This is a genomic window from Novosphingobium sp. TH158 (assembly GCF_002855555.1).
GTDB lineage: Bacteria > Pseudomonadota > Alphaproteobacteria > Sphingomonadales > Sphingomonadaceae > Novosphingobium.
On the sequence record NZ_PKRT01000001.1, the window covers coordinates 2,141,326 to 2,156,532 of the forward strand.

At 65.0% G+C, this 15,207-nt stretch carries 16 protein-coding genes and 1 tRNA gene; 11 read left to right on the forward strand and 6 right to left on the reverse strand.

The window, feature by feature from the left end; genetic code table 11:
- Positions 1–109: 109 nt before the first annotated feature.
- From C0V78_RS10610 to lptG, 4 genes are all read left to right on the forward strand, one after another.
- On the forward strand, positions 110–766 hold the full coding sequence (locus C0V78_RS10610; protein WP_101797687.1) for a phasin family protein: 657 nt from the start codon (positions 110–112) through the stop codon (positions 764–766).
- Between the two features lie 175 nt (positions 767–941).
- Positions 942–1,292 (forward strand): ATP-dependent Clp protease adapter ClpS, encoded by a 351-nt coding sequence (gene clpS / locus C0V78_RS10615; protein WP_144039914.1) that lies wholly within the window; start codon positions 942–944, stop codon positions 1,290–1,292.
- A gap of 83 nt (positions 1,293–1,375) precedes the next feature.
- On the forward strand, positions 1,376–2,617 hold the full coding sequence (locus C0V78_RS10620) for an LptF/LptG family permease (protein WP_256385670.1): 1,242 nt from the start codon (positions 1,376–1,378) through the stop codon (positions 2,615–2,617).
- Positions 2,607–3,704, forward strand: coding sequence for an LPS export ABC transporter permease LptG (gene lptG / locus C0V78_RS10625; protein WP_101797689.1), 1,098 nt, complete (start codon positions 2,607–2,609; stop codon positions 3,702–3,704). The genes C0V78_RS10620 and lptG overlap by 11 nt, the downstream gene beginning before the upstream one ends.
- A gap of 4 nt (positions 3,705–3,708) precedes the next feature.
- Here the strand turns inward: lptG and C0V78_RS10630 are convergent, their stop codons facing one another.
- Complete coding sequence (locus tag C0V78_RS10630; RefSeq protein WP_101798318.1) at positions 3,709–4,761, reverse strand: fatty acid desaturase; 1,053 nt, start codon at positions 4,759–4,761, stop codon at positions 3,709–3,711.
- 140 nt (positions 4,762–4,901) lie between these two features.
- On the opposite strand from C0V78_RS10630, the gene C0V78_RS10635 reads away from it, so the two are divergent.
- A complete protein-coding gene (locus C0V78_RS10635) occupies positions 4,902–6,083 on the forward strand; it encodes an N-acetyltransferase (protein WP_101797690.1) in 1,182 nt (393 codons plus the stop codon).
- Positions 6,084–6,307: 224 nt separating this feature from the next.
- Here C0V78_RS10635 and C0V78_RS10640 read toward each other — a convergent pair whose 3' ends face one another.
- A complete protein-coding gene (locus tag C0V78_RS10640; RefSeq protein ID WP_101797691.1) occupies positions 6,308–7,564 on the reverse strand; it encodes a dicarboxylate/amino acid:cation symporter in 1,257 nt (418 codons plus the stop codon).
- A 93-nt stretch (positions 7,565–7,657) separates the two neighbouring features.
- On the opposite strand from C0V78_RS10640, the gene glmM reads away from it, so the two are divergent.
- Genes glmM through thiD form a run of 3 tightly spaced genes read left to right on the forward strand, consistent with a single transcriptional unit; the run spans position 7,658 to position 9,968 of the window.
- Positions 7,658–8,998, forward strand: a complete 1,341-nt coding sequence (gene glmM, locus C0V78_RS10645; RefSeq protein WP_101797692.1) for a phosphoglucosamine mutase — start codon at positions 7,658–7,660, stop codon at positions 8,996–8,998.
- A complete protein-coding gene (locus tag C0V78_RS10650; protein WP_101797693.1) occupies positions 8,998–9,222 on the forward strand; it encodes a DUF1272 domain-containing protein in 225 nt (74 codons plus the stop codon). The genes glmM and C0V78_RS10650 overlap by 1 nt, the downstream gene beginning before the upstream one ends.
- The gene (gene thiD, locus C0V78_RS10655) at positions 9,219–9,968 is read left to right on the forward strand and encodes a bifunctional hydroxymethylpyrimidine kinase/phosphomethylpyrimidine kinase (RefSeq protein ID WP_101797694.1); all 750 of its coding nucleotides are present in this window, start codon (positions 9,219–9,221) and stop codon (positions 9,966–9,968) included. The genes C0V78_RS10650 and thiD overlap by 4 nt, the downstream gene beginning before the upstream one ends.
- Before the next feature lie 13 nt (positions 9,969–9,981).
- Here the strand turns inward: thiD and C0V78_RS10660 are convergent, their stop codons facing one another.
- From C0V78_RS10660 to C0V78_RS10665, 3 genes are all read right to left on the reverse strand, one after another.
- The gene (locus C0V78_RS10660) at positions 9,982–10,851 is read right to left on the reverse strand and encodes a TIGR00730 family Rossman fold protein (RefSeq protein WP_101797695.1); all 870 of its coding nucleotides are present in this window, start codon (positions 10,849–10,851) and stop codon (positions 9,982–9,984) included.
- A gap of 47 nt (positions 10,852–10,898) precedes the next feature.
- The gene (locus tag C0V78_RS14945) at positions 10,899–11,063 is read right to left on the reverse strand and encodes a hypothetical protein (RefSeq protein WP_158241535.1); all 165 of its coding nucleotides are present in this window, start codon (positions 11,061–11,063) and stop codon (positions 10,899–10,901) included.
- Between the two features lie 46 nt (positions 11,064–11,109).
- Positions 11,110–11,183: transfer RNA gene (locus C0V78_RS10665), tRNA-Gln, on the reverse strand.
- Positions 11,184–11,325: 142 nt separating this feature from the next.
- Between C0V78_RS10665 and C0V78_RS10670 the strand changes: the two genes are divergently transcribed.
- A complete protein-coding gene (locus C0V78_RS10670) occupies positions 11,326–12,522 on the forward strand; it encodes a Ppx/GppA phosphatase family protein (protein WP_101797696.1) in 1,197 nt (398 codons plus the stop codon).
- Positions 12,519–13,190 (forward strand): RlmE family RNA methyltransferase, encoded by a 672-nt coding sequence (locus tag C0V78_RS10675; RefSeq protein ID WP_101797697.1) that lies wholly within the window; start codon positions 12,519–12,521, stop codon positions 13,188–13,190. Before C0V78_RS10670 ends, C0V78_RS10675 begins: the two co-directional genes overlap by 4 nt.
- A gap of 351 nt (positions 13,191–13,541) precedes the next feature.
- Here the strand turns inward: C0V78_RS10675 and C0V78_RS10680 are convergent, their stop codons facing one another.
- Positions 13,542–14,171 (reverse strand): cytochrome c family protein, encoded by a 630-nt coding sequence (locus C0V78_RS10680; RefSeq protein WP_101797698.1) that lies wholly within the window; start codon positions 14,169–14,171, stop codon positions 13,542–13,544.
- Between the two features lie 111 nt (positions 14,172–14,282).
- Here C0V78_RS10680 and C0V78_RS10685 point away from each other — a divergent pair, with 111 nt between their 5' ends.
- Positions 14,283–15,191 (forward strand): prephenate dehydratase, encoded by a 909-nt coding sequence (locus C0V78_RS10685; RefSeq protein ID WP_101797699.1) that lies wholly within the window; start codon positions 14,283–14,285, stop codon positions 15,189–15,191.
- Positions 15,192–15,207 lie beyond the last annotated feature (16 nt).

The following is a 15,207-nucleotide window of genomic DNA, read 5'->3' on the forward strand; positions in this document are numbered from 1 at the left end:
AGCGCGAATGAGCTCTGCTGCACTGCACAAAATTTCCTTGACTTACACGCGGCAATGCTTATTGTGCAGTGCAGCAATTGGTTTCACCCGCTCCTCCGGAGGCAAGCTCATGGCCGAGGTACAGGACACGCAACCGCTCGATTCCGCTGAAAAGGCCTATGCCGAAGCAGCCTCCGATGCGCCTGTCGTCCTCCCCGCGCTGAAGCCCGCCAAGGACGTTGCGGAGCAGAAAACACTCACCAAGCCGGCCGCCCGCAAGGCGCCGGCCAAGAAGACGGCCGCGAAGAGCGGCAAGCCCACCCTCTCCGCGCTCAAGGAAAAGATCATGGCCAAGACCACCAACACGGACTTCACTGCCGCGTTCTCCACTGCCTTCGCCGACGTCCAGGAAAAGGCCAAGGCGGCTTACGAAAAGGGCACCGCCGCTGCCGGCGAAGCCACCGAATTCGCCAAGGGCAATGTCGAAGCCCTCGTCGAATCGGGCAAGATCTTCGCTGAAGGCGCCAAGGCGCTTGGCGGCGAGCTGGTCGCCGAAGGCAAGGGCGCGTTCGAAACGCTGACCGCCGACGTCAAGGAAATGGCCGCAATCAAGTCGCCCGCCGATTTCTTCAAGTTCCAGTCGGAACTCGCGCGCCGCAATTTCGATGCCGCCGTTGCTGCCAGCTCGAAGAACACCGAAGCGCTGTTCAAGCTTGCCAACGACGCCTTCGCACCGCTTTCCACCCGCGTAAGCCTCGCCGTCGAGAAGTTCTCGAAGGCCGCCTGACAGCGGGTTCAAAGGCCTGGCGCGACCTCTCCTCTCCCCGCGCCGGATGACAGACGGGCCGGACAGCAATCGCGCTGTCCGGCCCGTTCGCCTTTGCGAGCGAGTCTCTATCTTGCCCCCTTACCCCCAGTTACGGTATCCTGAAGCGATGATCCGGTTAGCCTGCCATTCGACCATGCCGCCTGTCCGCGCCGAGGAGGAAGACGATTCGGGCCAGGGCACCGGTGGCGGCGCACAGGTCGGCTTGGCTACGCGCACCAGGGCCAAGCCCAAGAAGCCCAGCCAGTTCAAGGTGCTGATGCTGAACGACGATTACACCCCGATGGAATTCGTGGTGATCGTGCTCAAGCGCTTCTTCCATATGGATATGGATCAGGCGACGCGGGTGATGCTGCACGTCCACCAGAAAGGCGTCGGCGTCTGCGGTATCTTCCCTTACGAGATCGCCGAAACCAAGGTGAACCAGGTGATGGACTTTGCCCGGCAGAACCAGCACCCCTTGCAGTGCACGCTTGAGAAGGCCTGACCGGCTCCCCTCGCGGCTTGCCAGCGCACCCGGCATCACCTAGGCATTCGCTCGCAGTTGCAAACTCAAGCCGGCCCGGGACTTTGTTCAGATCCTTTCCCGCCATTGACCGCTACATCTTCCGCCTCGTGCTGATGCCGATGTGCGGCGTGTTCCTTATCGCCGCCTCGCTGCTGATCCTCGACAAGATGCTGAAGCTGTTCGATTTCGTGGCGCTTCAGGGCGGCCCGGTCAGCGTCGTGTTCAAGATGCTGGCCAACCTGCTGCCCGAATATGCCAGCCTTGCGATTCCGCTGGGGCTGCTGCTCGGCATCCTGCTCGCCTTCCGCAAGCTCGCGATTTCGAGCGAGCTGGATGTCATGCGCGCGGTCGGCCTGTCCTACACGCGCCTGCTGCGTGTTCCCTACATGATCACTTTCGCCCTCGCGCTGGTGAACTTTCTCAACGTTTCGTACCTGCAGCCGCTGGCGCGCTATTATTACGAGCAGATCAACTTCGAGCTGAAGACCGGCGCGCTCGGCGCCTCGATCAAGGTCGGCGAGTTTTCGACGCTGGGCGACAAGATGGCGCTGCGCATTGAGCAGAGCCGCGAGGACGGCCGCCAGCTGATCGGCATCTTCGCGCGACTGGCGGACAACAAGGGGCAGGTTCTCACCGTTTCTGCCCGCGAAGGGCGCTTCCTTTCGCTCAAGGATCATCCCGATACCATCGTATTCCGACTGACCGACGGGCAGATCGTGCAGGATACCCCGGGCAGCAGCCCGCGCGTGCTGACCTTCACCCGGCATGACCTGCCGATATCGCTGCCGGCGTTGCAGCGCTTCCGCGAGCGGGGCGGGGGCGAGCGGGAATATATCCTGCCCGAACTGCTGCGCATCGGCTGGATCGAGGATGCGGGCGAGGTCGATCGCGCCAAGGTGCGCGCAAGCTTCTCTTACCGGATGGTCGAAGTGGTCATGATGCTGCTGATGCCGCTGCTCGCCGTGGCGCTGGCCGTGCCGCCCAAGCGCTCAACCTCGGGGCTTGGGCTGTTCGTCTCGATCGTGATGGTGGTCGCCTATCACAAGGTCAACGAATCGGGCGCCGCCGCCGCCGCGCGCGGCGATGTCGGGCCCTTGCTGGCGCTGTGGGGGCCCTTCGCCTTGTTTGCCGCGCTGATCCTGTGGATGTACTGGCGCATTGCCTATGTTCCGGGTGGCCAGCCGATCGGTGCGCTCGAAAAGTTCGCCCAGGGCCTCGGCAAGCGGGTTACGGCCTTCTTCCAGCGGCATCCGGCGGCCCGCAAGCTGACCGGACTTGGCGAGGGGGCCGGCAATGCTGTCTGATTTCTTCCCCTCCCGCACGCTGACGCTTTATCTGGCCAAGCTGTTCGTCACCCGCATCCTCGCCGTGCTCGTCATGCTGGTGCTGGTGCTGCAGATGCTCGACCTGCTCGGCGAAAGCGGTGCCATCCTTGCCAAGCCGGGCAATGGCGAGGCGCAGCTGTGGACCTATGTCACCCTGCGCGTGCCACAACTCGTCGCGCGGTTCCTGCCCTATTCGGTGCTGCTGGCGACCTTGCTCACCTTCTGGCCGCTCAACCAGAACAGCGAGATCATCTCGATGCGGGCTGCCGGGCTTTCGGCGCACCAGGTGCTCGCGCCGATGCTGCTGACGGCGCTGGTCGTCGCGCTGCTCAGCTTCGCTTTCAATGAACGGGTCGTCACGCGCGCCACGGCGACGCTCAAGGCCTGGCAGGCTGCAGAGTATGGCGCGATTCCCAAGCAGGGCGGTGCCAGGGCCAACGTCTACCTGCGCGATGGCGACAATATCCTGATGGCCGCTTCGCTCTCCGGACGCGGGCCGGCCATGGAGATGACCAACGTCACCTGGTATCGCCGCGATGCCGGATCGATCGTCCAGGGCCAGATCCGCGCACCGCGTGCCACCTATGCGGCCCCCGGCTGGAAGCTGGAGAACGCCGTCGAATTCGACGTGCAGGGCGCACGCAGCAAGTCGCTGGGTACCGTTATCCTCGCCAAGGGCGTGACGCCGGAGCAGATTGCGATCAGCAAGGTCGATCCCGATGCCGAGAACATATTCGAGCTTGGCCGCTCGATCAGCGCGCTGAAGGCCGCCGGGCGCCGCACCAGCGAGCTGGAGGGCAAGTGGTGGCACAAGATTTCCGGTCCGCTTTCGGCCTTGCTCATGCCGCTGCTCGGCTCGGTTGCCGCCTTCGGCCTGGCGCGTTCGGGCCAGTTGCTGATCCGCGGCGTGATCGGCATGGCGCTGGGCTTTCTCTACTTCGTGATCGACAATGCCGCGCTGGCCATCGGCAATTTCGGTGGCTACCCGCCGCTCATCGCCGCCTGGTCGCCCTTCTTCCTCTTCGCGCTACTGGGCGAGACGGTTCTGGTCAGGACCGAGGAATAGCGGCTCAGCGCCTCACCATCGTGCTCGATACCAGCTTGCCGACCAGCGGCAGCAGGCCCGGATAGTTTGCCTTGTCATAGGTCGTCCCGTTGCCGAACTGGCGGGCAAGGCGGCGGTGCGCCTCAGGGTATGAGTGGTAGGGCATCGAAGCCAGCAGGTGATGCAGCGCGTGATAGCGCAGGCCGACCGGGGCCCACAGCTCTGCCAGAAGGCCCGGCGGCGGCACGTTGACCGAATCGAGGTACTGGCCCGTCACCGTCATCGCATCGCCGTCATTGGCCCACAGGTGGGCGACGAGCGTGCGCACCTGGTTCAGCACGGCCGTGAGCGAAATCACGCCCATCGCCACCGCCAGCGGCCGCCAGTCCCACGCCCAGGCGCTCCACAGCAGGAACAGCGCCCACAGGCTGGCGCCAAGCTCCTGCCAGAACACCATGGTGCGGAACGATCCTTCGGGCGCACGGCGGCGGAAGGCGGGGTTGATGGAGAGCGAGGACACCCGTTCCCACACCAGGCGGCGCAGCGGCGGAATGACCGCGCCCAGCGGCACCAGCAGGGCGGAGCGGATCAACAGGCCGATCGGCAGGAGCACGGCAATCGCGGCGAAGAGCGGCAGGGTCCACGGTTTCATCAGGGCCAGCGGCAGGTATTCCGGATCGTCCACCGTGCCATAGCGGGTGCGCGCGTGGTGCAGGGTATGGACGCCCTCGTACATGAAGGAGGGCGTCAGCATGGGCATGCCGACCAGCAGGTTCCAGGCAAAGCGGAAGCCGGGAAGCGCGGTTTCGTGGATATGGGTCAGCTCATGGATGAACAGCAGCGCCCGGTAGAGCGCCAGCGAGGAGACCAGGCCGAAGGCCAGTGCAATCCAGGCGGGTTGCCCGCCCAGCACGGCGGCGATCGCGCCGTAAAGGGCACCATAGCCCACCGCTGCCGAAACCAGCATGTCCGGCCAGTAGATTTCGGGCCGCGCCGTGGAAATGTCGCGCGTCAGCTCTACAGCGGCGCGCAGCATTTCCTTGTCGTCGGGAATTGCGGAAATCTTGGTGATGGTCATCTCCGGCGCATTCATGCCATATTTTCCAGCTTATAGGCCTGCCAGCGCGGGGGGTGGCGTGGTGCGGCTTGACATCGATCGGGTCGAAACGCAGTTCCGGCTTCCGGTTGTTCTCCAATCCTTCGGCAAAGGCAAGATACGTGGCGGCAAGTTCTCGATCATCGGGCGAACTAGAGATTACCCCGGTTTCCGGCAAGGCCGGCATCGCGGACTTTGTCGATTACGGTTATCGGATAAACGCTGCCGATCCCAATTACGTCCCGCAGTTGCGGGGGGAAGAGATCGGCAAGTTCACTCCGGGCGAGAACCCCTTTTTCGAACATGCGCGGGTCCAGCTGTTCCTTGCCCGCCGCGGCGGGAAGATCGTCGGGCGCATATCGGCGCATTACGATGAACTGGCGCTGACGCAGTCGGTGGAGCAGGGCATGGGTCCGGGCACCGGCAACTGGGGTGCGCTGGAAACCGAGGACGCCGATATTGCCAGCGCCCTGATCGCCCGGGCCGAGGCCTGGCTGCGCGAACAGGGCATGACCAAGGTTCTTGCCCCGATGAACCTCTCGGTCTGGGAAGAGCCGGGCCTGCTTGTGCAGGGGCACGATCATCCGCCGATGGTGATGATGGGCCACCAGAATGCCCGCTACCAGCCGTGGATCGAAGGGGCCGGCTATACGCTTGCCAAGAAGCTCTACACCTATGACCTGGACATCGCGAAGGAGTTCCCGCCGCTGATCCAGCGGATCGTTTCTTCGGGCGAGAAGAACGAGCGGATCAAGGTGCGCGAGGTCGATCTCGCCCACTTCCAGCGCGAGGTGAAGATCATCTGCGACATCCTCAACGATGCCTGGTCGGACAACTGGGGCTTCGTGCCCTTCACCGAAAGCGAGATCGCCTATACCGCGAAGAAGCTGAAGCCGATCTGCAAGCCGGACCTGATCCGCATTGCCGAATACGATGGCGAGCCGGTGGCCTTCATGATGACCCTGCCCGATCTCAACCAGGTCCAGAAGCGGGTGGTCCGCCCGAACGGCAAGCCCAGCCTGCTCGGCTGGCTGAAGCTGGCCATGTGGATCTGGAAGCCGACCAATGCCGATATGCGCGTGCCGCTGATGGGCGTGGTCAAGCGGCTGCAAAGCTCGCGCATGGCCAGCCAGCTGGCTTTCATGATGATCGAATACATCCGCCGCGCCTCGGTCACCCGCTACAACGGCAAGCGTGGCGAGATCGGCTGGATCCTCGAGGACAACCAGGGAATGGTCGCCATCGCCGATGCCATCGAGAGTAGGATCAACAAGCAGTACAACATCTACCAGAAGACGCTTTGACCGGGGCTTGAGGTTGACAAGGTTGACACGGTGTCAACCTCGCCCGAACCGCCTTCCGGCCGGGAATTCCGGGAGTTTCCAGCCAGTTCAGCACGCAGGTTGACGCGGAAGAAATAAAGAACCGCCAGCCTTCCGATAGCCGGTGCGCCGCCGTGGTTCACGCTGTCAAGGAACAGCACCCCGATAGCATGGGTGCGCGGCTGTAGGACAGCGCGCAGGACCCTTCAGGAATCCCTTTCCTGCGCCCGGTCGACGGTGGCCGTCGTCGCCACGTCCATCGTCACGTTGCCCAGGGTGCGCATGATATCGGGCAGCATCTCCACCGCCACCAGCAGCGCCAAGGGGGCAATCGGCACGCCCATGGCATTGGCGATCGGCCCCACCGAGATGACGAAGCTGAGCGTGCCCGGCAGCGATACCGAACTGAGCGAGACAAGAAAGGCCACCAGCACGCCCGCGCCCAATGCCCAGGCCGAAAGCGGCGTGCCGGTAAGGTAGGCGGCATAGATCGCCACGCCCATGTTCATTGCCGGGCTGGTGCCGCGAAAGATCGCCACCGCCAGCGGCAGGACGAAATCGGTGGTCGCTTCGCGCACCCCCATGCGGCGGGTGGCGGAAAGCATGGCCGGCAGGCTGGCCAGCGAGGACTGGGTGGAGAGCGCCACGGCATAGACCGGCGTCATGGCGCGGAAGAAGGTTCCCGGCTTCTGCCCGCCCAGCGTCAGCGCCAGGACGATGCCGCCCAGCAGCACCACCAGGCCCGCCGCGCTGACGATCAGGATGTAATGGGCCAGGGCGCCGATGGCATCCGATCCGCTGCTTGCGGCCAGAGGCAGGGCAAGGCCGAAAACGCCGATGGGCGCGAGCCTGAGCACCCAGCCGACGACAACCATCATCGCCGCCGCCAGTCCTTCGAAGAACAGCGCCAGCTGGCGGCGCGGGGATTCGGCAATGCGGGTTGCCGCCACGGCAAAGACCGAAACGAACAGCACGATCGGCAGCATCGCCCCGCTGGCGGCCGAGGCGAAGATGTTTTCCGGCATCATGGCCAGCAGCACTTCGCGGAAGCCGGGCACTTCACCGGCGGCCGCGGCCGTTCCGCGCAGGGCCGCGGCAGCGCGCTCGGGAATCGGGAAAGCCGTGAGCAGGGCCGGCACAAGCAGCGCTGCCATGGTTCCGGCAGCCAGCAGCACGATGAAGAACAGCCCGACCGCGCGCCGCGCCAGCCGTCCGCCATTGGCCGCCGCAAGCGTCTGCGAAATGCCGGTATAGACCAGTCCGACCACCAGCGGCAGGATGGTCAATTGCAGCATCCGCAGCCAGACCGTGCCGGCCAGCCCGCCATATTCCAGCAGCGGTTCCATGGCCGCAGTGCCCTGGAAGGCCAGTCCGCTGACCAGCCCCAGCACCAGCCCGGCAAAGGTCAGGCCCGCCGGAACCTTGATTTCCGGGAAACCCGCAGCTGCCGATTGCACTTTCATCCCTGACCCCTCTGTATCGTGCCGGGGTGACATTAGCGCCCGCTTGCGCCATGGCAATTGACGCAGAAAACATTCGTTCGGGACAGGTCGGGAATGGGACGCAGGTATTTCGGTACGGACGGCATCCGCGGGCGCACCAATGCGGGCGTGATGACCGCGGCGATTGCGATGAAGGTGGGGCAGGCGGCAGGAACGCGCTTCCTGCGCGGCAGCCACAAGCACCGCGTCGTGATCGGCAAGGATACGCGGCTTTCCGGCTACATGCTGGAAAATGCGCTGGTTGCCGGCTTCACCTCGGTAGGCATGGACGTGGTTCTTACCGGCCCGCTGCCGACCCCGGCCATCGCGCTGTTGACGCGCGAGCTGCGGGCCGATGTCGGGGTGATGATCTCGGCCAGCCATAACCCTTACGAAGACAACGGCATCAAGCTGTTCGGGCCGGACGGGTTCAAGCTTTCGGACGAGGATGAGCTGGCGATCGAGGCCATGCTGGGCGAGGACCAGCCGCTTGCCGGTTCCGCGCATATCGGCCGCGCCCGCCGCATCGAGGATGCCCGCGGCCGCTATATCCACGCCGTCAAGCAGTCGGTGCCGGAGAACGTGCGGCTCGATGGCCTCAAGATCGTGGTCGATTGCGCGAACGGCGCGGCTTACCAGGTGGCCCCTTCGGCGATTTGGGAACTGGGCGCGGAAGTGATCGCCGTGGGCGTCAATCCCAATGGCACCAACATCAACGACAAGGTTGGCTCCACCCACCTCGACCTCGTCAAGGAAACCGTGGTCGCCAGCGGTGCGGATATCGGCATTGCGCTGGATGGCGATGCCGACCGGCTGATCGTGGTCGATGAAAAGGGCCAGACGGTCGATGGCGACCAGATCATGGCGCTGATCGGCACGCGGCTGGCCGCCAGCGGGCAGTTGCGCGGCGGCGGCGTGGTCGCAACGGTGATGTCGAACCTCGGGCTGGAGCGCTACCTTGTCGGCCAGGGCCTCACGCTCGAACGGACCAAGGTTGGCGACCGCCACGTGCTCGAAAAGATGAAGGCCGATGGCTACAATGTCGGTGGCGAGCAGTCGGGGCACATGATCCTGCTCGATCATGCGACGACCGGCGATGGCACCGTGGCCGCGCTGCAGGTGCTGGCGGCGCTCGTCCAGTCGGGCAAGCGGGCCAGCGAGCTGCTCCACCTGTTCGATCCCGTGCCGCAGCTGCTGAAGAACGTGCGCTTTGCCGGCGGCAAGCCGCTGGATGATTCCCGGGTGCAGGCGGTGATCGCCGAGGCCGAAGCCCGGCTTGCCGGGCGCGGGCGACTGGTGATACGTCCTTCGGGCACTGAACCGGTGATCCGCGTCATGGCCGAAGGCGACGATGCGGGCGAAGTCGAACAGGTGGTCGATGCCATCTGCGATGCGGTGAAGGAGGCGGCGGCCTGATGCTGGAAATGCGCCCCGATTGCGAACGCTGCGGCGTTGACCTGCCCGCCGAGGGCCCCGGCGCATTCATCTGCAGCTTCGAATGCACCTATTGCGCGGTCTGCGCCGAAAAGTTCGATGACCTTTGCCCCGGCTGCGGCGGCGAACTGATGGACCGCCCTACCCGCGCGCTCGAATGGCATGAAAAGCACCCGCCTTCGAAGGAGCGGAGATTCAAGGGTTGAACCGGCCTGCGCGTATCCTGGCCATTGCCGGTTCCGACAGCTCGGGCGGCGCCGGTATCCAGGCGGATATCAAGACCATCACCATGCTGGGCGGCTATGCGATGACCGCGATCACCGCGATCACCGCCCAGAACACGCAGGGCGTCAGCGCCGTGGAGGTGCTCTCGCCCGACATGGTCGTGGCGCAGATAGAGGCCTGTGCCTGCGACATCGGCATCAATGCGGTGAAGATCGGCATGCTCGGCTCGCCCGCCGTGGCCCATGCCGTTGCCGACCTGCTGGAACAGGCCAACGTGCCGGTGGTCTTCGATCCGGTGATGATCGCCACCAGCGGCGCGGCGCTTGCCGATGGCGATACGATCGCTGCCTTCGAACGGCTGATGGCGCTGGCCACGCTGACCACGCCCAACGTGCCAGAGCTTGCGGCGCTGGGCGGCGATGCGGGCATGGCGGCGCGAGGCATCGCCTACCTTGCCAAGGGCGGCGACGCCGAAGGACCCGAGGTGGAGGACCGGCTCGTCATTCCCGGCGAGGACCAGCGCCTGTGGCGCGGGATGCGCGTCGATACCCGCCACACCCACGGTACCGGCTGCACGCTTGCCAGCGCCATCGCTACCCTGCTGGGGCAGGGGCTCGGCCTGGTCGAGGCGGTGGAAGGGGCGCGCCGCTTTGTCCGCGCAGCCCTGCTCGCCGCGCCGGGCTTCGGCACGGGGCATGGGCCGCTGGGGCATCAGGCAGTGCGCTGATCGCGCCCGGACGTCAGTCCAGGTCGTAGAAGTTGCGAATCACGTCCCAGCCTTCCTCGGCGGTTTCCACCCAGGAGATCAGCTTCAGGTCTTCGTGGTTGATCACGCCCTCTTCGGCCAGGGCCTCGAAGTTGACCACCCGGCTCCAGAATTCCTTGCCGTAAAGCAGGATCGGGATCGGCTTCATCTTGCCGGTCTGGATCAGGCAGAGCAGCTCGAAGAATTCGTCGAAGGTGCCATAGCCGCCCGGGAACACCGCCACGGCGCGGGCGCGCAGCAGGAAGTGCATCTTCCTCAGCGCGAAGTAGTGGAACTGGAAGGCAAGCCGCGGCGTGACGTAAAGGTTGGGTGCCTGTTCGTGCGGCAGGACGATGTTGAGCCCGATGGTCTCCGCCCCGGCCTCTGCTGCGCCGCGATTCGCAGCCTCCATGATCGAGGGGCCGCCGCCCGAGCAGACGACGAACTGGCGCATGCCCTTTTCGACGATGGCCGCCTGGCTGGCGATTCCCGCCAGCTCGCGGGCGATTTCGTAATACTTCGATTTCGCGGCCAGGCTCTCGGCCACGGTGCGCCGCTCCGGCGGGGCATTGGCGATAAGCGCATCGGCCTCTGCCGCCTCGGGAATGCGGGCAGAACCGTAACAGACCAGCGTGGAGCCGATCCGCGCCTCTTCCATCAGCATCTCGGTCTTCAGCAGTTCAAGCTGGAAGCGGACCGGGCGCAGTTCCTCGCGCAGGAGGAAATCGGTATCGGTGAAGGCCAGCTTGTAGCTGGGGCTGAGGGTTTGGGGAGTGCCGGTAACGTGGGATTCGGCGAAGCCAACTTCCTGTTCGGCCTTGTAGAAACGGCGCCTGTGCAGCCGCTTTTCGTCTTCTTCAGTCATTAGCCCCTTTTCGCGCGGCGGGGCGCAACTGTCAAAAGAAGAAGCGCTTACGCCGCCTTGAGCGCGATCCACTCGTCGGGATCATCGGCAACCGGCTCTTGCCGGTCCAAGGTGGAGAGGGGGATGGGGGCGCCCCAGTCCGAGGGAACGCCGGGGATCGTGGCAAGCCATCCGATCCAGTCGAAACGCGAAGCGGTCTGCTCTTGGTCCATGGATGCACCATGGCAGGGCGATGCTTCGGTTTGATGACAGGAGAGTTGGATGCCCCGCGAGGATTCGAACCTCGATAGACGGAATCAGAATCCGTAGTCTTACCATTAGACGACGGGGCAATCGCGAAGCGCGCGCTTAGTCCCGCGCGTCTGGCGGGTCAAGCGCATTTGCAACGATAGCTTGCCCCTTTGGCCCTGCAGGTCTAGCATGAACCCCGATGCTCGCCCTCCCGGCGGGAAAACGATGTTCGAGTAACTGACAATGGCGGACCTATATCCGCCGGCAAGGCGCGAGGAGACAGGCTCAGGCGAGGCGGATAGTCACGGCGGCACACCGGCAGAGCATTCCGGCAGCCCCCGCCCGCAGTCTGGTACGCGCAAGACCGGCGGCCGACCGGAAGACGGCGGCGCTTGGCCAGCCATGCCCTTTCGCAAGGGGCAGGGCGGGTTGCGCCAGGCTTATGCTGCGATCGATCTTGGCACCAACAACTGCCGCTTGCTGATCGCACGTCCTTCAGGTGGCAATTTCGTGGTAATCGATGCCTTCAGCCGTGTCGTGCGGCTGGGCGAAGGCCTTGCCCAGACCGGGCGGCTTTCCGACGAGGCGATGGACCGCGCCGTGGAGGCGCTTAAGATCTGCGCCGAAAAGCTGAAGAAGCGCAATGTCCACCTTGCCCGCTCGGTGGCGACCGAGGCTTGCCGCCGGGCCAGCAACGGCGCCGAATTCATCGAGCGGGTGAAGCGCGAAACGGGCATCCACCTCAATGTCATCACCGCGCAGGAAGAAGCGCGGCTGGCGGTGCTGGGCTGCCACATCCTGCTCGAATCGGGCGAAGGGCCGGCGATGATCTTCGATATCGGCGGCGGTTCCACCGAACTGGTGCTGATCGAAAGCGGGCCAACCGTGCCCAAGATCCTTGACTGGCATTCGGTTCCCTGGGGCGTCGTCTCGCTTTCGGAAACCTGCGGCCCGGAGGCGCAGGGGGCAGAGGCCCGCGCCGCGCGCTATGCCCGGATGCGCCAGCTGGTGGGTGACAGCTTTGCTGAATTCGGCCGGCGCATCGGCTCCATCCGCGGCGAAAAACCGCTGGGCGAAATGCGCCTGCTGGGCACCAGCGGCACGGTCACCACGCTGGCCAGCCTGCACCTTGACCTGCCGCAGTACGATCGCCGCGCGGTCGATGGCCTGATCGTGCCGGCTCAGGACATGCGCGAGATCAGCCTGAAGCTGGCCCACATGTCGCCCGAAGAGCGCCGCGCGCTGCCCTGCATCGGGCGCGAGCGGGCAGACCTGGTTGTTGCCGGCTGCGCGATTCTCGAGACGATCTTCGACCTATGGCCCGCCGACCGGCTGGGTGTTGCCGATCGCGGCATCCGCGAAGGCATCCTGCGCAGCCTGATGGCCGCCGGTGGCCATCCCGGCCATGCCCGTGCCCTTGTCCAGCGGCTCGAACGATGAGCCGGTCGGGCAAGAACCCCAACGAGCGGCTGAAGACCGGCAAAGGGCGTTCCCAAAGCTCGGTGCGGTGGCTGCAGCGCCAGCTGAACGACCCCTATGTGAAGCAGGCGAAGTCCGACGGCTATCGCAGCCGGGCGGCCTACAAGCTGGCGGAGCTGGACGAGCGATTCGGGCTGCTCAAGGGCGTGCGCCGCGTGGTCGATCTTGGCGTTGCGCCGGGCGGCTGGAGCCAGGTGGTGCGCCAGCGCTGCCCCAAGGCGGCGGTGGTCGGGATCGACCTGCTGCCGACCGACCCGATTGAAGGCGTGATCCTGTTCCAGATGGACTTCATGGCGGACGAGGCCCCCGCCGCGCTCGAATCGGCACTGGACGGCCCGCCGGACCTTGTCCTGTCCGACATGGCGGCCAACACCGTGGGCCACAAGGCGACCGACCACCTGCGCACGATGGGGCTGGTGGAAACGGCAGTCGATTTCGCGATCAATACGCTGGCCCCCGGTGGGGCTTTCGTTGCCAAGGTCTTTGCCGGCGGCACCGATGCCGACCTGCTGACGATCCTCAAGCGCAATTTTACCAGCGTGAAGCACGCCAAGCCGCCTGCGAGCCGCAAGGATTCGTCGGAGTGGTACGTGATTGCGCAGGGGTTCAAGGGGCGGGCCGAACAGTAACCCGGTCTTGACCAGCCCGGTGTCTTTACCCCGCAGCGCTGGTGTATTCGGGGTCTGTTGAATTGTTCACGCAGAGGCGCAGAGTAAGAAAAGAGGCGCAGAGATGTTGCGCCTGCGGCGAAGCCGCTCTTTCAATCAGCCCTCAGATTTTGGCGGCAGCATCGGTGAGTAGAGGGAGCCTGCGGCTCAGCGCGCGATCTCTGCGCCTCCACTTTCTTCTCCGCGCCTCTGCGTGAACTATTCCAACCAAGCTTCCAGCGCCGAGCTATCGGGCAGGGCAATCTGCTCGCGTCAAACGAAAAGGGCGGAGCCTTCCGACCCCGCCCTTCGAATTCCGTGTTTTGAAAAAGCTTACTTCTTCGCGGCAGCTTCCGGAGCGGCCGAGGGTGCTGCGCTGGCATCGGCTGCGGCAGCATCGCCTTCCTTGGCTTCGCCTTCGGCGGCCGGAGCCGGAACGGCGGGAAGCGGCAGGTTCGAACCCTTGGTGTTCAGGTAAGCGATGACATTGGCGCGCTCAGCAGCGTCGGACAGGCCGGCGAAGGTCATCTTCGTGCCGGCGGCCATGGCCTTCGGGCTCTTCAGCCAGGCGTCCATCTTGGCCCAGTCCCACGAACCGCCAACCTTCTTGAGATCGTCGGAATAGGCGAACCCGGCGTGGCCGGCGACGGCCTTGCCCATGGTGGCGAACAGGTTCGGGCCGATGCCGTTGGCGCCGCCCTGGTCAATCGTATGGCAGGACTTGCACTTGGCGAAAGCGGCTTCGCCCTTGGCCGGATCGGCAGCGGCAAGGCGCGCTTCGATCGGTTCTTCCTTCGACGCGCCACCTTCGCTGGAGACAACGCCCGCGATCTCGTAGCCCATCTTTTCCGGGCGGTGGGCCTTGTCGCCCTGGAAGTGGCGAGCGCTGATGCTGGTAAGGCCCAGCGCGATGATGCCGGAGAACAGGACCCAGCCGGCGGTGGTGTTGAAACGGTCGTCCATCGAAGATGCCCCGGTATTCGCTTGTGGCAGTTGAGGCGCGCTCTAGTGTCGCTACCGCGCAAGTGCAAGGCCCATTGCGGGATAAAGCGAAGCCGCCTAAGCGCGCCCGCGATGCATAGCTTTCCCCAACCCGCCCTCGCGCTCGTCGCGGAAATGGCCAAGGCGGCCGAAGCCGATCCGGCGCGCGCCATGGCATTTCAGGGCGCGCCAGGCTGCAATGGCCACCGTGCGGCCATGGAATACGATCCCCAATGCCTGCCGTTGCCGTGCTTTTCCTTCGAAGATGCGCTCGATGCGGTAAAGGAAGGCCGTGCCGCGCGTGCGATCATCCCGATCGAGAATTCGCAGCATGGCCGGGTGGCGGATATTCACTTCCTGCTGCCGGAAAGCGGGCTCTATATCACGGGTGAGCATTTCCTGCGGATTTCGCACGCCCTGATGGGCCTGCCGCGCGAGGACGGCTCGGTCGGGCCCTTTGCTGCCGCCTACAGTCACCCGCAGGCGCTTGGCCAGTCGCGCCATTACCTGCGCGAGCGGGGCATCGTGCCGATGGCCTATGCCGATACGGCAGGGGCTGCCGCCTTCGTCAGGGAGCAGGGCGATTACGAAGCCTGCGCCATTGCGCCGGCCATCGCAGCCGAGCTTTACGGCCTCAAGATCGTCGAGACCGAGGTCGAGGACGCGGCAGACAACACCACGCGCTTCGTCGTGCTGGCCAACAAGCCGCTCGATCCGGCGGAGCTGGACGATGGCCCGGCGATGACCACGCTGGTCTTCGAAGTGCGCAACGTGCCCGCCGCGCTCTACAAGGCGATGGGCGGCTTTGCCACCAATGGCGTCAACATGACCAAGCTGGAAAGCTACCAGAAGGGCGCCAGCTTTGCCGCCACGATGTTCTTCACCGACATCATCGGCGCACCCGGCGATCCCGCGGTGGACCTGGCGCTGGAAGAGCTGGCCTTTCACAGCAAGCATTTGCGATTGCTCGGTTCCTACCGGCAGGCACGGCCGCGCGGCTGAACGCCGGACCGCTTGC

Coding starts and splice junctions, on each gene's coding strand:
- C0V78_RS10610 (WP_101797687.1), top strand. CDS start 110: ATGGCCGAGGTACAGGACACGCAACCGCTCGATTCCGCTGAAAAGGCC.
- clpS (WP_144039914.1), top strand. CDS start 942: ATGCCGCCTGTCCGCGCCGAGGAGGAAGACGATTCGGGCCAGGGCACC.
- lptG (WP_101797689.1), top strand. CDS start 2,607: ATGCTGTCTGATTTCTTCCCCTCCCGCACGCTGACGCTTTATCTGGCC.
- C0V78_RS10630 (WP_101798318.1), bottom strand. CDS start 4,761: ATGACCATCACCAAGATTTCCGCAATTCCCGACGACAAGGAAATGCTG.
- C0V78_RS10640 (WP_101797691.1), bottom strand. CDS start 7,564: ATGAAAGTGCAATCGGCAGCTGCGGGTTTCCCGGAAATCAAGGTTCCG.
- glmM (WP_101797692.1), top strand. CDS start 7,658: ATGGGACGCAGGTATTTCGGTACGGACGGCATCCGCGGGCGCACCAAT.
- C0V78_RS10650 (WP_101797693.1), top strand. CDS start 8,998: ATGCTGGAAATGCGCCCCGATTGCGAACGCTGCGGCGTTGACCTGCCC.
- C0V78_RS10660 (WP_101797695.1), bottom strand. CDS start 10,851: ATGACTGAAGAAGACGAAAAGCGGCTGCACAGGCGCCGTTTCTACAAG.
- C0V78_RS14945 (WP_158241535.1), bottom strand. CDS start 11,063: ATGGACCAAGAGCAGACCGCTTCGCGTTTCGACTGGATCGGATGGCTT.
- C0V78_RS10670 (WP_101797696.1), top strand. CDS start 11,326: ATGGCGGACCTATATCCGCCGGCAAGGCGCGAGGAGACAGGCTCAGGC.
- C0V78_RS10675 (WP_101797697.1), top strand. CDS start 12,519: ATGAGCCGGTCGGGCAAGAACCCCAACGAGCGGCTGAAGACCGGCAAA.
- C0V78_RS10680 (WP_101797698.1), bottom strand. CDS start 14,171: ATGGACGACCGTTTCAACACCACCGCCGGCTGGGTCCTGTTCTCCGGC.
- C0V78_RS10685 (WP_101797699.1), top strand. CDS start 14,283: ATGCATAGCTTTCCCCAACCCGCCCTCGCGCTCGTCGCGGAAATGGCC.